This is a genomic window from Diaphorobacter nitroreducens, assembly GCF_002214645.1.
GTDB lineage: Bacteria > Pseudomonadota > Gammaproteobacteria > Burkholderiales > Burkholderiaceae_C > Diaphorobacter > Diaphorobacter nitroreducens.
In genome coordinates this window covers 3615894-3631740 of record NZ_CP016278.1, presented here as the reverse complement: position 1 = coordinate 3631740, position 15847 = coordinate 3615894, and the positions used below count along the sequence as shown (strand labels likewise).

Below are 15847 nucleotides of genomic sequence, written 5' to 3'. Positions count from 1 at the left end.
TTTCTGGTGTCAGTCCTGCGCACCTAGGTCGTCGTCCTGGTCGTCATCCTCGGGCAGTTCCTCCGGCTCCGCATGCTTGACCACGGTGACGGGCACGGGACTTTGCTGCACCAGCGCCTGCGACACCGAGCCCAGCAGCGTGCCGCGCAGCCCGCCCAGGCCGCGCGCGCCGATGATGAGCGCGTCGCAGCCGCAGCGCTCCACCATGTCCACCAGCGTGGCCGCCACGGGGCCCAGACCGATCTCGGTCTCATACGGCACGCCCGCGGCCTCCACCATCGCCACGGCCGATGCCATCAGGTGCTGGCCCGCCTCCACGCTCGCGGCGGCCACGGCGTCCGCGCCCTGCGTGGCCAGCTCGATCAGCGAGGCCTCTTCCTGCACGTGGCCCAGCACCAGCGTGGCCTGCAGGCCGCCGCGGCGCACCAGGGCCACGCCATGGCGCACCGCGTCGAGCGCGAGTTCGGAGCCATCAACGGCGATCAGGATTCGGAACATAGGGGCACCTCCTTGCAATGCTGTGTCGATAGGGTCAGTGTAGGCCGCGCGGGGCGCTGCGGGCACCAATCCCCGCTGGTGCAGTCTGGGACAATCGCGCCCATGCTCAAGTTTGAAATCCTGGCCACCGACACCTCCAGCCACGCGCGCCGCGGCACGCTCACGCTCAACCACGGCGTGGTGCAGACCCCCATCTTCATGCCCGTGGGCACCTACGGCACCGTCAAGGGCGTGATGCCGCGCAGCCTGCGCGAGATGGGCGCGCAAATCATCCTGGGCAACACTTTCCACCTGTGGATGCGGCCCGGCCTGGACGTGATGCAGAGCTTTGGCGGTCTGCACGGCTTTGAGCAGTGGGACAAGCCCATCCTCACGGACTCGGGCGGGTTCCAGGTCTGGAGCCTGGGCAGCATGCGCAAGATCACCGAAGAAGGCGTGCATTTCGCCTCGCCCGTGAACGGCGACAAGCTGTTCATGTCGCCCGAGGTGAGCATGCAGATCCAGACCACGCTCAACAGCGACATCGTGATGCAGCTGGACGAGTGCACGCCCTACGAGACCAACGGCCACAAGACCACCGAGGCCGAGGCGCGTAAGAGCATGGAGATGAGCCGCCGCTGGGCGGTGCGTTCCAAGAATGAATTCGAGCGCCTGGGCAACCCCAACGCGCTGTTCGGCATCGTGCAGGGCGGCATGTACAAGAACCTGCGCCAGGAGTCGCTCGAAGCCCTGGTGGAGATGGACTTCCCCGGCTACGCCGTGGGCGGCGTGAGCGTGGGCGAGCCCAAGGACGAGATGCTGGACATCATGGCGCACACCCCCCACCGCCTGCCCGCGCACAAGCCGCGCTACCTGATGGGTGTGGGCACGCCGGAGGACCTGGTGGAGGGCGTGGCCCAGGGCGTGGACATGTTCGACTGCGTGATGCCCACGCGCAATGCGCGCAACGGCACGCTGTTCACGCGCTATGGCGACCTGAAGATCCGCAACGCCCGCCACAAGACCGACCACCAGCCGCTGGACCCAAGCTGCACCTGCCACGCCTGCGCAGGCACCGAGGGCGTAAGCTGGAACGACGGGGGCCGCGGCGGCTTCTCGCGCGCCTACCTGCACCACCTGGACCGCTGCGGCGAGATGCTGGGGCCCATGCTCACCACCATCCACAACCTGCACTACTACCTGAACCTGATGCGCGAAGTGCGCGAGGCGCTGGACGCCGGCCAGTTCGGCGCATTCCGCGCGCGCTTCAAGGCCGAGCGCGCACGCGGCGTATAGCGCCGCGTAGGCGGCGGCTGACGGCGAGGGCCGGCGCATTCCGCGCGCGGCGCCGCGCCGTCCCTCCTATGCTGGCGCGATGGACACCCGACCGTCGACGGCCGCACCGCTGCACATCGGCACCGCGGGGTGGAACGTGCCGCAGGGCAGCCGGCACCGGTTCCCGGCCAAAGGCTCACACCTGGAGCGCTACGCCGCCCGGCTGCCCGCCGTGGAGATCAATTCATCGTTCTACCGCTCCCACCAGCGCAGCACCTACGAGCGCTGGGCCGCGTCCACGCCGCCAGCGTTCCGCTTCAGCGTCAAACTGCCACGCAGCATCACGCACACGGCGCGCCTGAAGGGCACGGACGCACTGCTGGAGGCTTTCCTGGCGCAGGCGCAGGGGCTGGGGGAGCGCCTGGGCTGTCTGCTTGTGCAATTGCCGCCCAGCCTGCGGCTCGACCGGCCCATCGCCGAGGCGTTCCTGCGCGGCCTGCGCGAACGGCATCCCCACGGCAGCGTTGCCGTGGAGCCGCGCCACGCCAGTTGGTTCACGCCGGAGGGCGACGCGCTGCTGCGCGCCTGGCAGGCCGGCCGCGTGCTGGCCGACCCGGTGCTGCACGCGGGCGGCGAAGTGCCCGGCGGCTGGCCCGGCCTGGTCTACTGCCGGCTGCACGGCGCACCACGCGTGTACTACTCGGCCTATGACGCGGCGCTGGTCGACGCGCTAGCGGCACGGCTGCGGGTCGCCACCCTGGCGGCGCGCAGCGTGTGGTGCATCTTCGACAACACGGCCAGCGGCGCGGCAGTTGCCAACGCGCTGGACCTGCACCAGGCCTGCGCCTAGCGATTCCCTGCCGCGCCGGGCATCGCACCCTGGGGTGGCGTACCGGCGGGGGCCGCGCCGGCGGGCGGCATGCCCGAGGGGACCGCACCGGCAGGGGCCACACCGGGCGAGGCCATCCCGGACGGCGCCGCACCGGCCCCGCAGGCATGGCAGAAACGGGCGAAGGCGCTCTTGCGCGTGCCGCAGGCACCGCAGCGGTCGAACAGGCCGATGCCGCAGTGCGGGCAGAAGTCGGTCACCCCGTCCTTCAGGTCCACCAGCCGTTCGCACCCCGGGCACACGCCCTTGGCCAGGCGTGCCAGGGCCACGTCGTAGCCCAGCTCCTTGCGGCGCTCCTGCTCGGGCAGGGCCTCGGCCTGTTTCTGGCGCTCCAGGTAGCGGTTGAGCGCAAGGATCGCGTAGCGCCCCACCAGCGCCGTGACCACGATGCCCACCACGTAGCGCACATAGCCGCCATAGCTGGGCAGGTAGGGCACCAGCTCCACGAAGAACGCGAACACCGCGAAGAAGATGAAGCCCCACACGAACGGCCACCAGGTGCTCTTGCGCTTTTTGGCGAACAGCCAGCCTGCCGCCACCAGCAGCGGCAGCGTGAGCGCCAGGCGGTAGAGGAACACGCGCAACTCCACCTTGCGCCGCTCGGCGGCCATCTTCTCGTAGCCGCCCTGCTCGAGGCGCCCCAGGCGCTGCTGCGCGGCCTGCGCGGCCTGGCGCGCATCCAGCAGGGCCTGGTCCTGCGCCTGCACGGCCTGCTGGGCCCGGCGCTCCTGGGCCTTGAGGGCGTCCAGCGCCTGGGTGCGCGCGATCACCTCGGGGTCGTGCTCGGCGCGCTGGGTGGCGCGGCGTGCGGCCAGCCAGTTGCTGAAGGTCTCGCGCTCGGCCTGCGTCTCGCTGCGCGCCTTGGCGTGCTGCAGCCGGGCCTGCTCCAGCGCGGTCTGGGCCTCCTGCTCGGCCTGGCGCGCTTCCTTGACCTGGGCGCGCAGCGCCTGGGCGGCGTCGCGGTCCAGGAAGTCGTCCAGCTGCAAGGGCGCCTCCACCTTGGGCAGGTCGCCCACGATGGTGCCGCCCAGCCCGATCAGAAAGCTGGCGAACACCAGCGCCACCAGCCACAGGCCGCGGCGAAACCATTTCTCCGACAGTCGCAATGCCTTGCTCATGTGTGATCCCTCACGATGTTTACTATTGAAATAGTAGCTGCTCGCGCTTGATGGATAAGCGCAAGAGCCCGTTTTTGCTTAAAACTTCTCCGGACCCAGCACCTGCACCTGCGGGGCGCCCGCCAGCCGCGCATGCTGCAGCCATGCGAGGGCGGAGTCCACCGTCACGGTCTCGATGCGGTCGGCGTAGCGCTGCGCGGGCGGATGGTCGTCGAAGGCGACGTTGGCCGCCGTCATGCGCCCGCCCAGCCGCGTGAGCGGCCCGATGCGCAGCGCCGTGGGCTGGTAGCCCTGCAGCCGCAGCCAGGCCTGGGCCTGCGCGCGGGTCTGGGCGCGCTCGGGCTCCATGGCCAGGGCCAGGGTCTCCAGCGCCCACTGGTTGGACTGCTGGTAGGTCGTGCCCCACGCATAGCTCACCATGCTGTAGGCACGCTGGTGCAGCCGCGTGGCGCGCGCGCCGTCGGCCAGCACGGGCAGCAGCGCCTGCTGCACGGCGGGCGTGGGTACGGCCCACACGGCCTCATGGCGCCACAGGTCGTCCAGGAAGAACTCGCCCAGCCCCTGGCGGTACACGGCGGCCACGGCGGTGCCGCAGTCGTTGAGCTTGTGCACCACGCGCCACGGGCCGTCGGGCGTCTTGTAGGCCCAGCCGAGGTGCGAGTAGCGCAGGCCGTAGCGGGACAAGTCCTGCCCCGCGCGCGCCAGCACCACCACGCGGGCGCCGCTGGCGTCCAGCGCCTGGGCCGTCTGCTGCGCCAGCTGCATGCCCTGGGCGATGGTCTGCGCCGTGGGTTTGTGCGGCTCGCAGGAGCGGCCCGCATGTGCCGCCATGGCCGCCAGTGCCAGGGCGGCGGCCGCGATCCAGTGCAGGGTGCGCATGGTCAGAGCCTTTCGTTGTGCAGTAGCGCGCGGCCCAGCGCGTTGGGCACGAAGGCCAGCACCTCGCCCGCGGCCGACAGGATCACGCCCGTGCCGATCACGCTGCAGGTGAGCACCGTGCCCACGGCACCACTGGCGGCACCGGCGGCGCGGCCCGACACCTCCACGCTGGCCTGGGCGCCGTCCGATGCACGCTCCAGCAGGTACACCGTGCCCGTGGCCGAGGCCTGCACGGCCTTCACCGTGAGCACCGCGCCGCCCACCGACAGCGCCGCCGGCAGGGCCACCACGGCGCCCGCCGCCGCGGACGCCCCGCCCGCGGCCACGACCACGGAGGCCACCGGCATCAGCGACAGCGCGGCAGAGGCCTCGCTGTGCGCCCGCGCCGGCAGCGCCGCGCCGCACAGCAGGCCCAGCACCAGCAGCGCGGGGGCGAAGGTCTTGCGAAAAAGGGTTGGCATGTGGGTCTCCTGCGCGGCGGGCATCATTCAGCGGCCTCGGTGCGGGCCTGCAGGCGGCTGCGCAGGCGGGCGTCGGCCAGATCCGCCTCGTGGCGGTCGCGCAGCATCTTGGCCAGCGTGAACGCGCAGGTGATGAGGTACAGCCAGCTCACGCCCAAAAAGGCCTTGTAGGTGGCGCTGATCGCCATGCCCCACAGCCCCCAGCCGGTGAGCCCCATGGCCACGGCAAAGCCGCCCCAGACGACGAGCTTCCACAGCGGGGTGTCGCCACCACCCTGGCCGGCGCCGCGGCGCGCGCCCTGGTTGTCGCGCACGAACTTGGCCAGCATGAAGGCCGCCGACAGGCAGAACACGTAGCCCATGAACATGAAGGCCACCTCCAGCCGCTCGCCCGGCAGCCAGGCCAGGCCGGTGGCGCACAGGAACACGGCGATGCCGAACGAGGCCCACACCTGGAACTGCCAGGCCCGCGTGTCGCGCTGGAGGGTGGGGGTAGAGGAATGCATGGTGGTCGGTGCCCGCAGGCGTTGGTTGAACACGGGGCGGATGCTGCGGCCGCGCGGCGCCAAAGCAGCCGATATTCCGACGCAGTAACCTATCCAGCGGCGAAAAGTATCGCCATGCGATACCGCATTCAGATCGCCAGCGGCAGCTCGGTGGTGGACAACACGTTGCGCAGCACCATGAACGAGCGCACCTGCCGCACGCCCGGCAGGTACAGCAGCTGCTCGGCATGCAGGCGGTTGAAGCTCTCGCTGTCGCGCGTGCGGATCAGCATGAAGTAGTCGAACTCGCCCGTGACCACGTGGCATTCCATGCAGCACGAGATCTTGGCCGCCGCCTTCTCGAAGGCCGAGAACGACTCGGGCGTGGAGCGGTCCAGCACCACGCCGATCATCACCAGCATGCCCGCACCCACCGCCTGCGGGTTCAGCCGCGCCACCACGCCATCGATGAAGCCCAGCCGCTTGAGCCGCTCCACGCGGCGCAGGCAGGCCGGCGGGCTCAGGTGCACCTTGGCCGCCAGGGCCACGTTGGACAGCGACGCGTCGCGCTGCAGCAGGCGCAGGATGGCGCGGTCGGTGCGGTCCACCTCGGCACCCTCTGCCGCGGCATTCACGTTGCGTTTTTTTATTGCGGCCATTGCTTGATTGGGGAAATGAAATACTGCTATTTGGCGGCAAGTACTTTTTTTGATTCTTGCGATCATCTTATTTCACAACCCTGTTAATGCGCGGTTTTCCTACGATGCAAGGCACCTTCCCCATCGACTGGAACACCGCCATGAACCTGCAGAAATTCCCCCGCCATCCCCTGACCTTCGGCCCCACGCCCATCCAGCCGCTCAAGCGCCTGTCGCAGCACCTGGGCGGCAGGGTAGAGCTGTACGCCAAGCGCGAGGACTGCAACTCGGGCCTGGCCTTCGGCGGCAACAAGACGCGCAAGCTGGAGTACCTGATCCCCGAGGCGATTGCCGGCGGCTACGACACGCTGGTGTCCATCGGCGGCATCCAGTCCAACCAAACGCGCCAGGTGGCCGCCGTGGCCGCGCATTTGGGGCTCAAGTGCGTGCTGGTGCAGGAGAACTGGGTCAACTACAGCGACGCGGTGTACGACCGCGTCGGCAACATCGAGATGAGCCGCATCCTGGGCGCCGACGTGCGCCTGGACGCGGCGGGCTTCGACATCGGCATCCGCCCGAGCTGGGAGCAGGCCATGGCGGACGTGAAGCAGGCCGGCGGCAAGCCCTTTCCCATTCCTGCTGGCTGCTCCGAGCACCCTTATGGCGGCCTGGGCTTCGTCGGCTTTGCCGAGGAAGTGCGCCAGCAGGAAAAAGAGCTGGGCTTTCGGTTTGACTACATCGTCGTGTGCTCGGTCACAGGCAGCACGCAGGCGGGCATGGTGGTGGGCTTTGCCGCCGACGGGCGCGCGCGCCGGGTGATCGGCATCGACGCATCCGCCACGCCCGAGAAGACCCACGCGCAGATCCTGCGCATCGCGCAGAGCACCGCCGATCTGGTGGAGCTGGGCCAGGACATCACCGCCGAGGATGTGGTGCTGGACACACGCTATGGCGGCCCGGAATACGGCCTACCCAATGAAGGCACGCTGGAGGCCATCCGCCTGTGCGCTCGCCAGGAGGGCATGCTCACGGACCCGGTGTACGAAGGCAAGTCCATGCACGGCATGATCGAGCGGGTGCGCAACGGCGAATTCCCGGCCGGATCGAAGGTGCTGTACGCGCATCTGGGCGGCGTGCCGGCCCTGAACGCGTACAGCTTTCTTTTTCGCAACGGCTGAAGCCGCAGCGGATGCGCAGGCCCTGGGGCGCCTGCTGGCTCAGGCGCTGATCTGAAGCAGCCCCGCCACCCGCTCACGCAGCAGGGCGGGCTGCACCTCGGCAGCCGGCAGCGGTGCGCCCACGTTCAGCCCCACGCGGTTGAATATGCCGCGGCGGAACGGCCGCACCATGGCGCCGCCCTGCTCAATGCGGCTGAAGAACGAGCCCCACAGGTTGGTCAGCGCCATGGGCACCACCGGCGCCTGCACGCCGTCGGCCTGCGCGCGTTCGATGATCTTCATGATGCCGCCCTTGAACGCCTGCAGTTGCCCGTCGCGCGTGATGCCGCCCTCGGGGAAGATGGCGAGCAGGTCGCCGTCCTTCAGCACCTGGGCCGCGCGCTCGAACGCGGCTTCGTAGGTGGCGGCATCGTCCTTTTGCGGCGCGACGGGAATGGCCTTGGCCAGGCGGAACAGCGCACCCAGCACCGGGATGCGGAAGATGCGGTGGTCCATGATGAAGTAGATGGGGCGCGGGCTGGCCGCCATCAGCAGCACGGCATCGACGAAGCTCACATGGTTGCAGGCCAGGATGGCCGCGCCCTCCGTGGGAATGTGCTCGTCGCCGCGCACCTTGAAACGGTAGATGCAGCGCGACAGCACCCAGGCCACGAAGCGCAGCAGGTACTCGGGCACCAGCAGGAAGATGTAGAACGCCACCACCGCATTGGCGATGCCGGTGAACAGGAAGATCTGCGGCACCGTGAAGCCCGCCGACAGCAGCGCCCCCGCGAGCACGGCACTGGCGATCATGAACAGCGCGTTGAGGATGTTGTTGGCGGCGATGATGCGCGCGCGGTGCGTGGGCTGGCTGCGCATCTGGATCAACGCGTACATGGGCACGCTGTACAGGCCCGCGAACAGCGACAGCAGCAGCAGGTCGGCCATCACGCGCCAGTGCGCGGGCTGCGCCGCGAAGGCCGCCAGGGTGAGCACCTCCGACGGCGGCAGGGCCCGCGAGGCGAAGTACAGGTCGATGGCGAAAACGCTCATGCCGATGGCGCCCAGCGGCACCAGGCCGATCTCCACATGCCGGCGCGAGAGCACCTCGCACAGCAGCGAGCCGATGCCGATGCCCACCGAGAACACCACCAGCAGCAGCGACGCCACCTGTTCGTTGCCATGCAGCACGTCCTTGGCGAAGCTGGGGAACTGCGACAGGAACACCGCGCCAAAGAACCACATCCACGAGATGCCCAGCAGCGAGCGGAACACCACGGTGTTGCCGTGCGCCAGCTTCAGGTTGCGCCACGTCTCGCTGACCGGGTTCCAGTTCACCGTCAGGCCCGGGTCAGTGGCCGGGGCCGGCGGAATGAACTGCGCCACCAGGCGTCCCAGCAGGGCGAGGGCCAGGCAGGCTACCGCCACTGTGGTGTGGCCGATGGCCGGCAGCGCCACCAGCAGGCCGCCCGCGACGTTGCCCAGCAGGATGGCGACGAAGGTGCCCATCTCCACCATGCCGTTGCCGCCCGTCAGCTCGCGCTCGTTCAAGGCCTGCGGCAGGTAGGCGAACTTCACGGGGCCGAACAGCGTGGAATGCAGCCCCATCAGGAACACGCAGCCCAGCAGGATGGCCGCGCTGCCGGCTACGAAACCCGCGCCCGCCACCAGCATGATGGCGATCTCCAGGTTCTTCACGAAGCGGATGATGCGCGTCTTCTCGTACTTGTCCGTGAGCTGCCCCGCCGTGGCCGAGAACAGCAGGAACGGCAGGATGAACAGCGCGCCGATCACCAGTCCCGCCAGCGCCGGCGGCATCCACGACACGCTGAGCTGGTAGGTCACCATCACCGTGAAGGCGAACTTGAACAGGTTGTCGTTGGCCGCGCCGGCGAACTGCGTCCAGAAGAACGGCGCGAAGCGGCGCTGGCGCAGCAGCGCGAACTGGTTGGGGTGCGCCGCCTCGGCAGGCTGGGCGGTGGGCGACAAGGTCACGGGGTGCTGCGCGCTCATATGCGGTGTGCTGGGGTGTGAAGGTGCCGCGCATTGTGCGCACAAAGCCCGCGCAGGCCAGCCGCTTGTGGGCCTTTGTGGCTTGGATCACACTTAGGGTATCGCCATTCGATACTTTTTACGTTCCACGCCCCATGAGCACCACCGCCGACCTCGTCATCGCCCTGAAGAAGGAACTCAAGTCCGCCCAGATGACCTATGCCGGCCTGGCACAGGCGCTGGGCATGGCCGAGTCCAGCGTCAAGCGCATGCTGGCCAAGGGCGACATGCCGCTGTCGCGCATCGACGCCATCTGCCGCGTGCTGCGGCTGGACTTTGCCGACCTGGCGCGGCGCGTGGCCGACAGCCAGCCGCTGCTGAGCGAGCTGACGCAGGAGCAGGAAAAGGCCGTGGTGGCCGACAAGAAGCTGCTGCTGATGGCGATCTGCGTGCTGAGCCAGTGGACCCTGGAGCAGATCACCACCACCTACCGGCTGAGCGAGGCCGAGGGCATCCAGTACCTGGCGCAGCTCGACCGCATCGGCATCATCGAACTGCGCCCCCTCAACCGCTACCGCCTGAAGCTTGCCAAGACCTTCCGCTGGCGCCCGCACGGGCCGGTGATGCACTACTTCCGCGACCATGCACTGCTGGACTACTTCAACGGCGGCTTCGACGCGCCGGGCGAGGGCGTGCTGCTGGTGCACGGCTCCATCGCACGCAGCCTGGCGCCGGCCTTCACCGAGCGGCTGCAACGCGTGGCCCAGGATTTCGCGCAGCAGCACCTGGCCGACCAGCGCCTGCCCGAGCGTGAGCGCGAGGGCTACACCCTGCTGCTGGCCATGCGCAGCTGGGAGTTCGAGGCCTTTGCCCAGATGCGCCGCACCGCAAGGCCGTGATGCTCCTATATTAATAGCTTATGGCGCTTGATGGACGGGTGCCAGCGCCTTAAAACACCCAAAACCCGACGCAGTCGGCCTGCCATTGACTTCCCCCTTCGCGGTGCCCACACTGGACCATCCGTCGCCCCCACACGCCTGCACGCACAGGTTCTCGCGCCCACTGGTGCAGAACCGGCAGTGCCCACAGGTCCACCCCAGCCAAGGAACGCCTACCCGCTGTCCCTGCCGCCAGCCCCGCACGCCCGGCCCCAGGCCGGCGACACGGGCCACGATCTCATGCCCCGGCACAAGGGGCCACACCGCGTCCGGCAGATCGCCGTCACGCAGGTGGAGGTCCGTGCGGCACACGCCGCAGGCTTGCACCGCCAGCAGCAACTGGCCTGCCTGCGGAACGGGGCACGGCAACTCCGCCAGCCGCAGCGGCTGGCCGGGTCCGTCCAGCACCATGGCGCGCATGGTCGGTCCTCACACCGGGGCAGTGTCAGCCGCCGCGTTCTGCCTGCAAGTGCCGCGCCAACTCCTGCAAGCTCAGGTGCGTCAGATCCTGTGCATGGCTGGCCACCAGCCGCTGATGGGTGACACCATCCAGCTGTTCCATCAGCTCGCCGAGGAAAGGATTGGACGCGAACACGGCCTCGCGCAGCGCGTGGGCCACCTCGCGCGCGAAGGTGCGCCGCTCCTGCGCGGCGGCCTCGCTGCGCGGCGCCAGACCGCTGCGTCCTGCAATCGAATGTCCGGGCGGCTCATGCCCCGCCGCACTGCCATGCAGGCGGGCGGCCGGATGCGTCAGGCATTGCCTTTCCGTCCAGTGCGTGGCTGCCGCGGGGTCAAGCTCCAGCAGGCGCGCCATCGAGCCATGGGCCACCAGGGCCCAGTTGGGTGTGTCCATGCAAAGCCCCCAGTTCTCCAAGCCGTGTGCGGTGTTTGATCTAGGGGGGGCGGCCCCAGAGGGGTCAATCCCACGGTACATGCAAGCAATCGTGGCGTGGCGGGCGGTGCGCCAAGCACCGCGGCGCCTCGCCACGCACTGGTCGCGCCTCTCTCACTCTTGAAAAAGGAGCTTGTACCGCTTCTCTGACAAGGGCTTCAGCCCTACCAGCACCTGAGTCCTGCCCGCCGGAAGGCCGTCGTCACACCTGCTCACAAACCTTTGCCGGGGATGCAACAACGCGCCCGAAACGTTGACATGCGGCCCGCAGCATGGAGTCTCCCGCAGCGCCCCGCGCCGCATCCCACAACACAGGAGAACGCCATGGTCCGCACCACCACCCTTGCCGCAGCCGGCAGCCTCGTCGCCCTGCTGTCATTGGCAGGCGCCGCGCATGCGGCCACCAACGCCACCGTCGTGATCCAGGCCGGCACGCCCCACTACTCGGCACCGCCCGCCTATGCGGTGCAATACCACGCGCCACCGCCTCCACGCTACGAGCGCGTGCCTGCACCGCGCCGCGGCATGGTCTGGTCGCAGGGCCACTGGGAATGGCGCGGCCACCGCCATGTGTGGGTGCCCGGCCAGTGGATGCAGGTGCGCCACGGCCACCATTACCGCCAGCCGCGTTGGGTGCAGCGCGGTGACCAATGGCGCTTCGTGCGCGGCGGCTGGGACCGCGATGGCGACGGCGTGCCCAACCGCCACGACCGCCGGCCCGACAACCCCTACCGGAGATGAACGGCCGAGCGCCGGTCGTCCGCGCCCAGCATGGCCCGGGACGGCGACGGGCCGTCCATATGCATATAGCGCGTGCGCATGTGAATTTCTCCACAATGGGCGTGTTTCGGCTGTGCCTACACGATAGGGCGCCGCCTTGCACTGACCCATCACAAGGAAATTTGCCATGCCCCTCCTGCGCCACGCCACCGCCGCCCTGGCCACGCTGCTGACCGTCACATCCGCCCTCGCCCAGGCCACGGACTGGCCCAAGCAGCCCGTCACCCTGATCATGGGCTTTCCGGCCGGATCGGGCGTGGACGTGGTGGCGCGCGCGGTGCAGGAGCCGCTGGGCCAGAAACTCGGCCAGCCCGTGGTCATCGACTACAAGTCCGGCGCGGCCGGCAACATCGCCAGTGAGTACGTGGCCCGGGCCAAGGCCGACGGCTACACCCTGGCCTTCGGCACGGCCGCCACGCACGGCAGCAATGCCGCGCTCTACAAGAACCTGCCGTTCGACGTGGAGGCCGACTTCGTGCCCGTCGCCCCGCTGATCGACGTGTCCAACGTGTTGACCATCAACCCCGCGGTGATCGACGCCAAGAACCTCAAGGAGTTCGTCGAGACCGTGCGCGCCAACCCGGGCAAGTACAACTTCGCCTCCACCGGCAACGGCACGGGCACGCACATGGCCTTTGCCGAGCTGAATGCGCGCCTGGGCCTGAACATGGTGCACGTGCCCTACAAGGGCGGGCCCGAGGCCATCACCTCCGTGCTGCGCGGAGAGACCTGCTGCATCATGAACCAGGTGCAGACCGTGCTGCCGCACTACAAGACCGGCAAGGTGCGCCTGCTGGGGGTGACCACGGCCAAGCCCGTGGCGGCCGTGAAGGAGGTGCCGCCCATCGGCGCCAGTGGCCTGCCCGGCACCAAGGGCTTTGACAGCTCGATCTGGTTCGGCATCTTCGCGCCCAAGGGCACCGACCCAGCCGTGGTCCAGAAGCTGAACACCGCCTTGCGCGAGGTGCTGGAGCAGCCCGACGTGCGCCAGCGCTTCGAGTCGCAGGGCAACACGGTGCGCATCGAAACGCCCGAGCAGTTCCGCCAAACGGTCCACAAGGACCGCGCGAAGTGGGCGCAGGTGGTGAAGGACGCCAAAATCAGCATCGACTGATTTCGCCCTCCACGCTTTCTTCGACGCCCTCCATGTCACTTTCGCTTCCCCTGGGGGCGGCCGGCCTGGCCGCCCTCGAAGACCGCCTGCGGCACGACCTGCTCACCCTCAACTGGCGCGCCCGCGCATGGCTGCCGCCACGCACCCATGAAGGGCAGCCCGTCACCGACGTGCTCATCATCGGCGCCGGCCAGGCGGGCCTGGCGGCCAGCATGGCGCTGGCGCAGCAGGGCATTGCCGCCGTGCTGCTGGACCGCGCGCCCGCCGACTACGAGGGCCCCTGGGCCACCACGGCGCGCATGGACACGCTGCGCTCGCCCAAGGAGCTCACCGGCCCCGCGCTCGGCGTGCCCTCGCTCACCTTCCGCGCCTGGTTCGAGGCCCAGTGGGGCAGCGAGGCCTGGGCCGCGCTCGACAAGATCCCGCGCCTGCAGTGGATGGACTACCTGCGCTGGTACCGCCGCGTGACGCAGGCCGACGTGCGCAATGAACACACCGTCACTGCCGTGCACCCACGCGCCGACGGCCTGGTGGCGGTGGACGTGCAGGCCCCCACCGGCCACGCCACCTGGCTGGCGCGCCGCGTGGTGCTGGCCACGGGCCGCGACGGCCTGGGCGGCCCGCAGGTCCCTGCCTTCATGCGGGGCGTGGCCCACGCCGCACAGGGTGGCCTGTGGGCGCATTCGTCCGACGTGCTGGACTACGCCACGCTCAAGGGCAAGCGCGTGGGCGTGATCGGCATGGGCTCGTCCGCGATGGACAGCGCCGGCACGGCGCTGGAATGCGGCGCCGCCAGCGTGGACCTGATCGCGCGCCGCGCGGTGATGCCCACGGTGAACAAGTCCAAGGGCTCGGGCGTGCCCGGCCTCACGCAAGGGCACCACGACCTGCCCGACGCATGGAAGTGGCGCATCCGCCATTACATCAACGTGCAGCAGGTGCCGCCGCCGCACGGCAGCACGCTGCGCGTGTCGCGGCACGCCCATGCGTTCTTCCACTTCGGTTGCGCGGTGCAGGGCGTCACGCAGGTGGGCGACGCGCTGCACGTGGCGACGGCCAAGGGCACGTTTGCGTTCGACTTCCTGGTCCTCGCCACAGGCTTCGTGATCGACTGGGCACAAAAGCCCGAGTTCGCGCCGTTTGCGCGCCATGTGCGCACCTGGGGCGAGCGCTACCAGCCGCCCGCCGGCGATGAAGACCGCGAACTGTCCGACTCGCCCGACCTCGGCCCGGTGTTCGAATTCCGCGAGAAAGCCGCCGGCGCCTGCCCCGGCCTGGACCGCATCCACTGCTTCTGCTACCCGGCGGCGCTGTCGCACGGCACGGTGTCGGGCGACATTCCCGCCATCAGCGACGGCGCACGGCGCCTGGCCAGCGGCATCGCCGGCCTGCTGTACCGCGAGGACGTGGAGCACCACTTCGCCGCGCTGCAGGCCTATGCCGAGCCGGAACTGCTGGGCGACGAATGGACGCCCGCCGACACCTCCCAACGCATCCTGCCTTCGCCATGACCGACACCATCGACCAACTCGCCCGCCTGGGCCATGCCCCCCATGCCCAGGCCGCGCGCCAACAGCGCGCCAAGGCCATCACCGCCACCCAGGCCTGCGAAGACCTGCTGCTCGCCCCCGAACTGCCCGGGGGCCTGGCGCTGGCCGAGCGCCTGTCCGTGGCCCAGGCCGTGGCGGCCGCCAGCGGCGTGGCAACGCTGGCCGACCATTACGGCGCGCGCCTGGCCGGCCTGCCCGCCCCCGCGGCGGATGCCCGCTGGCAAGCCATCACGCATTTCACGCAGCTGCTGGCCACGCAGCCCGCCGCGGCCGACCGCGCGGCCCTGCTCGCCCTGCCCCAGGCGGGCCTCGCCACGCCGGACGTGGTGCTGCTCGCGCAGCTCATCGGCTTCGTGGCCTACCAGGCGCGGTTGGTGGCCGGCGTGGCGGCGCTGGCCACCCTCGGCCCCGCGGGCACCGCAGCCACGGCGGTCGCTCCCACCACGCCGGACGCGCCCTTCGTGCACCCCGCCAACCTGCCCCCGCCCGGCGAGCCACTGCGCCTGGCCGGCTACACCAGCGAGACGCTGGACTGGAAGGCCTGGCTGCCCGTGGTGGACCCCGCCACCGCCAGCGCCGAGCAGAACGCCGTGCTCGACGCAAGCCACCCCAAGGCACGCACGTCGGACTTCTACCTCGTGCTGGCGCACCAGCCCCGCGTGCTCGCCGAGCGCTCAGAGGCGTTCAACGCCATCATGTACGCGCCTGGCGGCCTGCCGCGCGCCGAGCGCGAGGTAGCCACCACCGTGGTCTCGCGCATCAACGGCTGCGTGTACTGCGCGTCGGTGCATGCGCAGCGCTTCGAGCAGCTGGCCAAGCGCAACGACGTGATCGCGCAGATCTTCGCCGACCCCGACAGCGCCGGCACCAACGCCCGCGAGCGCGCCCTGGCGCAGGCCAGCGCCGCGCTCACGCGCGCGCCCGGTGCATTCGGGCCGCAGCACCTCGCGCCGCTGCGCGCCGCGGGCCTGAGCGACCTGGAAATCCTGGACACGGTGCACGCCGCCGCGCTGTTCGCCTGGGCCAACCGCCTCATGCTCAACCTGGGCGAAGCGGTCTACCCCTGAGCATGCGCCCAGCGCCCCACCCTGAGAGCGTGTTCATGGTTTGAGGGTTAGCCCGCTGGGGCCATCGCGCCCGCGCAGCTACGATGGCCGGCGCAGGAGAGCAAACGGCTGCATGCCGTTTCACCGAAGGCGCAA

At 69.7% G+C, this 15847-nt stretch carries 16 protein-coding genes and 1 pseudogene; 8 read left to right on the top strand and 9 right to left on the bottom strand.

The annotated features are described in order from the left end of the window. Window positions 1-9 precede the first annotated feature (9 nt). Window positions 10-498: a universal stress protein gene (locus BA022_RS17020; protein WP_088888240.1), complete on the bottom strand. Its 489-nt coding sequence runs from the start codon at window positions 496-498 to the stop codon at window positions 10-12. Window positions 499-600: 102 nt separating this feature from the next. Here BA022_RS17020 and tgt point away from each other — a divergent pair, with 102 nt between their 5' ends. Together tgt and BA022_RS17010 are read left to right on the top strand one after the other, a co-directional pair. After that, window positions 601-1773, top strand: coding sequence for a tRNA guanosine(34) transglycosylase Tgt (gene tgt, locus BA022_RS17015; protein ID WP_015914401.1), 1173 nt, complete (start codon window positions 601-603; stop codon window positions 1771-1773). A 79-nt stretch (window positions 1774-1852) separates the two neighbouring features. Then, window positions 1853-2602, top strand: coding sequence for a DUF72 domain-containing protein (locus BA022_RS17010; protein ID WP_088888239.1), 750 nt, complete (start codon window positions 1853-1855; stop codon window positions 2600-2602). On the opposite strand, the gene BA022_RS17005 is transcribed toward BA022_RS17010, so the two are convergent. From BA022_RS17005 to BA022_RS16985, 5 genes are all read right to left on the bottom strand, one after another. Beyond that, window positions 2599-3759: a serine endopeptidase gene (locus BA022_RS17005; protein WP_088888238.1), complete on the bottom strand. Its 1161-nt coding sequence runs from the start codon at window positions 3757-3759 to the stop codon at window positions 2599-2601. The genes BA022_RS17010 and BA022_RS17005 overlap by 4 nt on opposite strands. 78 nt (window positions 3760-3837) lie before the next feature. Then, a complete protein-coding gene (locus BA022_RS17000) occupies window positions 3838-4638 on the bottom strand; it encodes a DUF2145 domain-containing protein (RefSeq protein WP_088888237.1) in 801 nt (266 codons plus the stop codon). Between the two features lie 2 nt (window positions 4639-4640). Then, on the bottom strand, window positions 4641-5099 hold the full coding sequence (locus BA022_RS16995; protein WP_088888652.1) for a hypothetical protein: 459 nt from the start codon (window positions 5097-5099) through the stop codon (window positions 4641-4643). Window positions 5100-5122: 23 nt separating this feature from the next. Further along, window positions 5123-5605 carry a YiaA/YiaB family inner membrane protein gene (locus tag BA022_RS16990; protein ID WP_015914406.1) on the bottom strand — a complete coding sequence of 161 codons (483 nt, stop codon included), beginning with the start codon at window positions 5603-5605 and terminating at the stop codon, window positions 5123-5125. A gap of 128 nt (window positions 5606-5733) precedes the next feature. Continuing rightward, entirely contained in the window at window positions 5734-6243 is a 510-nt protein-coding gene (locus BA022_RS16985; RefSeq protein WP_088888236.1) for an Lrp/AsnC family transcriptional regulator, read from the bottom strand. Between the two features lie 140 nt (window positions 6244-6383). Here BA022_RS16985 and BA022_RS16980 point away from each other — a divergent pair, with 140 nt between their 5' ends. Beyond that, entirely contained in the window at window positions 6384-7400 is a 1017-nt protein-coding gene (locus tag BA022_RS16980; protein WP_088888651.1) for a 1-aminocyclopropane-1-carboxylate deaminase, read from the top strand. 39 nt (window positions 7401-7439) lie between these two features. Here BA022_RS16980 and BA022_RS16975 read toward each other — a convergent pair whose 3' ends face one another. Beyond that, window positions 7440-9392 (bottom strand): MFS transporter, encoded by a 1953-nt coding sequence (locus BA022_RS16975; RefSeq protein ID WP_088888235.1) that lies wholly within the window; start codon window positions 9390-9392, stop codon window positions 7440-7442. Window positions 9393-9526: 134 nt separating this feature from the next. Here BA022_RS16975 and BA022_RS16970 point away from each other — a divergent pair, with 134 nt between their 5' ends. Beyond that, a complete protein-coding gene (locus tag BA022_RS16970; RefSeq protein WP_011806966.1) occupies window positions 9527-10270 on the top strand; it encodes a helix-turn-helix domain-containing protein in 744 nt (247 codons plus the stop codon). Between the two features lie 105 nt (window positions 10271-10375). Here the strand turns inward: BA022_RS16970 and BA022_RS16965 are convergent. Next, window positions 10376-10729, bottom strand: a pseudogene (locus BA022_RS16965) (alcohol dehydrogenase catalytic domain-containing protein); the annotation flags it as partial. Window positions 10730-10754: 25 nt separating this feature from the next. Beyond that, window positions 10755-11162, bottom strand: a complete 408-nt coding sequence (locus BA022_RS16960) for a host attachment protein (RefSeq protein WP_088888234.1) — start codon at window positions 11160-11162, stop codon at window positions 10755-10757. A gap of 363 nt (window positions 11163-11525) precedes the next feature. On the opposite strand from BA022_RS16960, the gene BA022_RS16955 reads away from it, so the two are divergent. From BA022_RS16955 to BA022_RS16940, 4 genes are all read left to right on the top strand, one after another. Beyond that, window positions 11526-11942 carry a YXWGXW repeat-containing protein gene (locus tag BA022_RS16955; RefSeq protein ID WP_088888233.1) on the top strand — a complete coding sequence of 139 codons (417 nt, stop codon included), beginning with the start codon at window positions 11526-11528 and terminating at the stop codon, window positions 11940-11942. Between the two features lie 166 nt (window positions 11943-12108). Beyond that, entirely contained in the window at window positions 12109-13095 is a 987-nt protein-coding gene (locus BA022_RS16950; protein ID WP_011806970.1) for a Bug family tripartite tricarboxylate transporter substrate binding protein, read from the top strand. Window positions 13096-13127: 32 nt separating this feature from the next. After that, a complete protein-coding gene (locus BA022_RS16945; protein ID WP_088888232.1) occupies window positions 13128-14606 on the top strand; it encodes an NAD(P)-binding domain-containing protein in 1479 nt (492 codons plus the stop codon). Next, window positions 14603-15712, top strand: a complete 1110-nt coding sequence (locus BA022_RS16940) for a CMD domain-containing protein (protein ID WP_088888231.1) — start codon at window positions 14603-14605, stop codon at window positions 15710-15712. The genes BA022_RS16945 and BA022_RS16940 overlap by 4 nt, the downstream gene beginning before the upstream one ends. Window positions 15713-15847 lie beyond the last annotated feature (135 nt).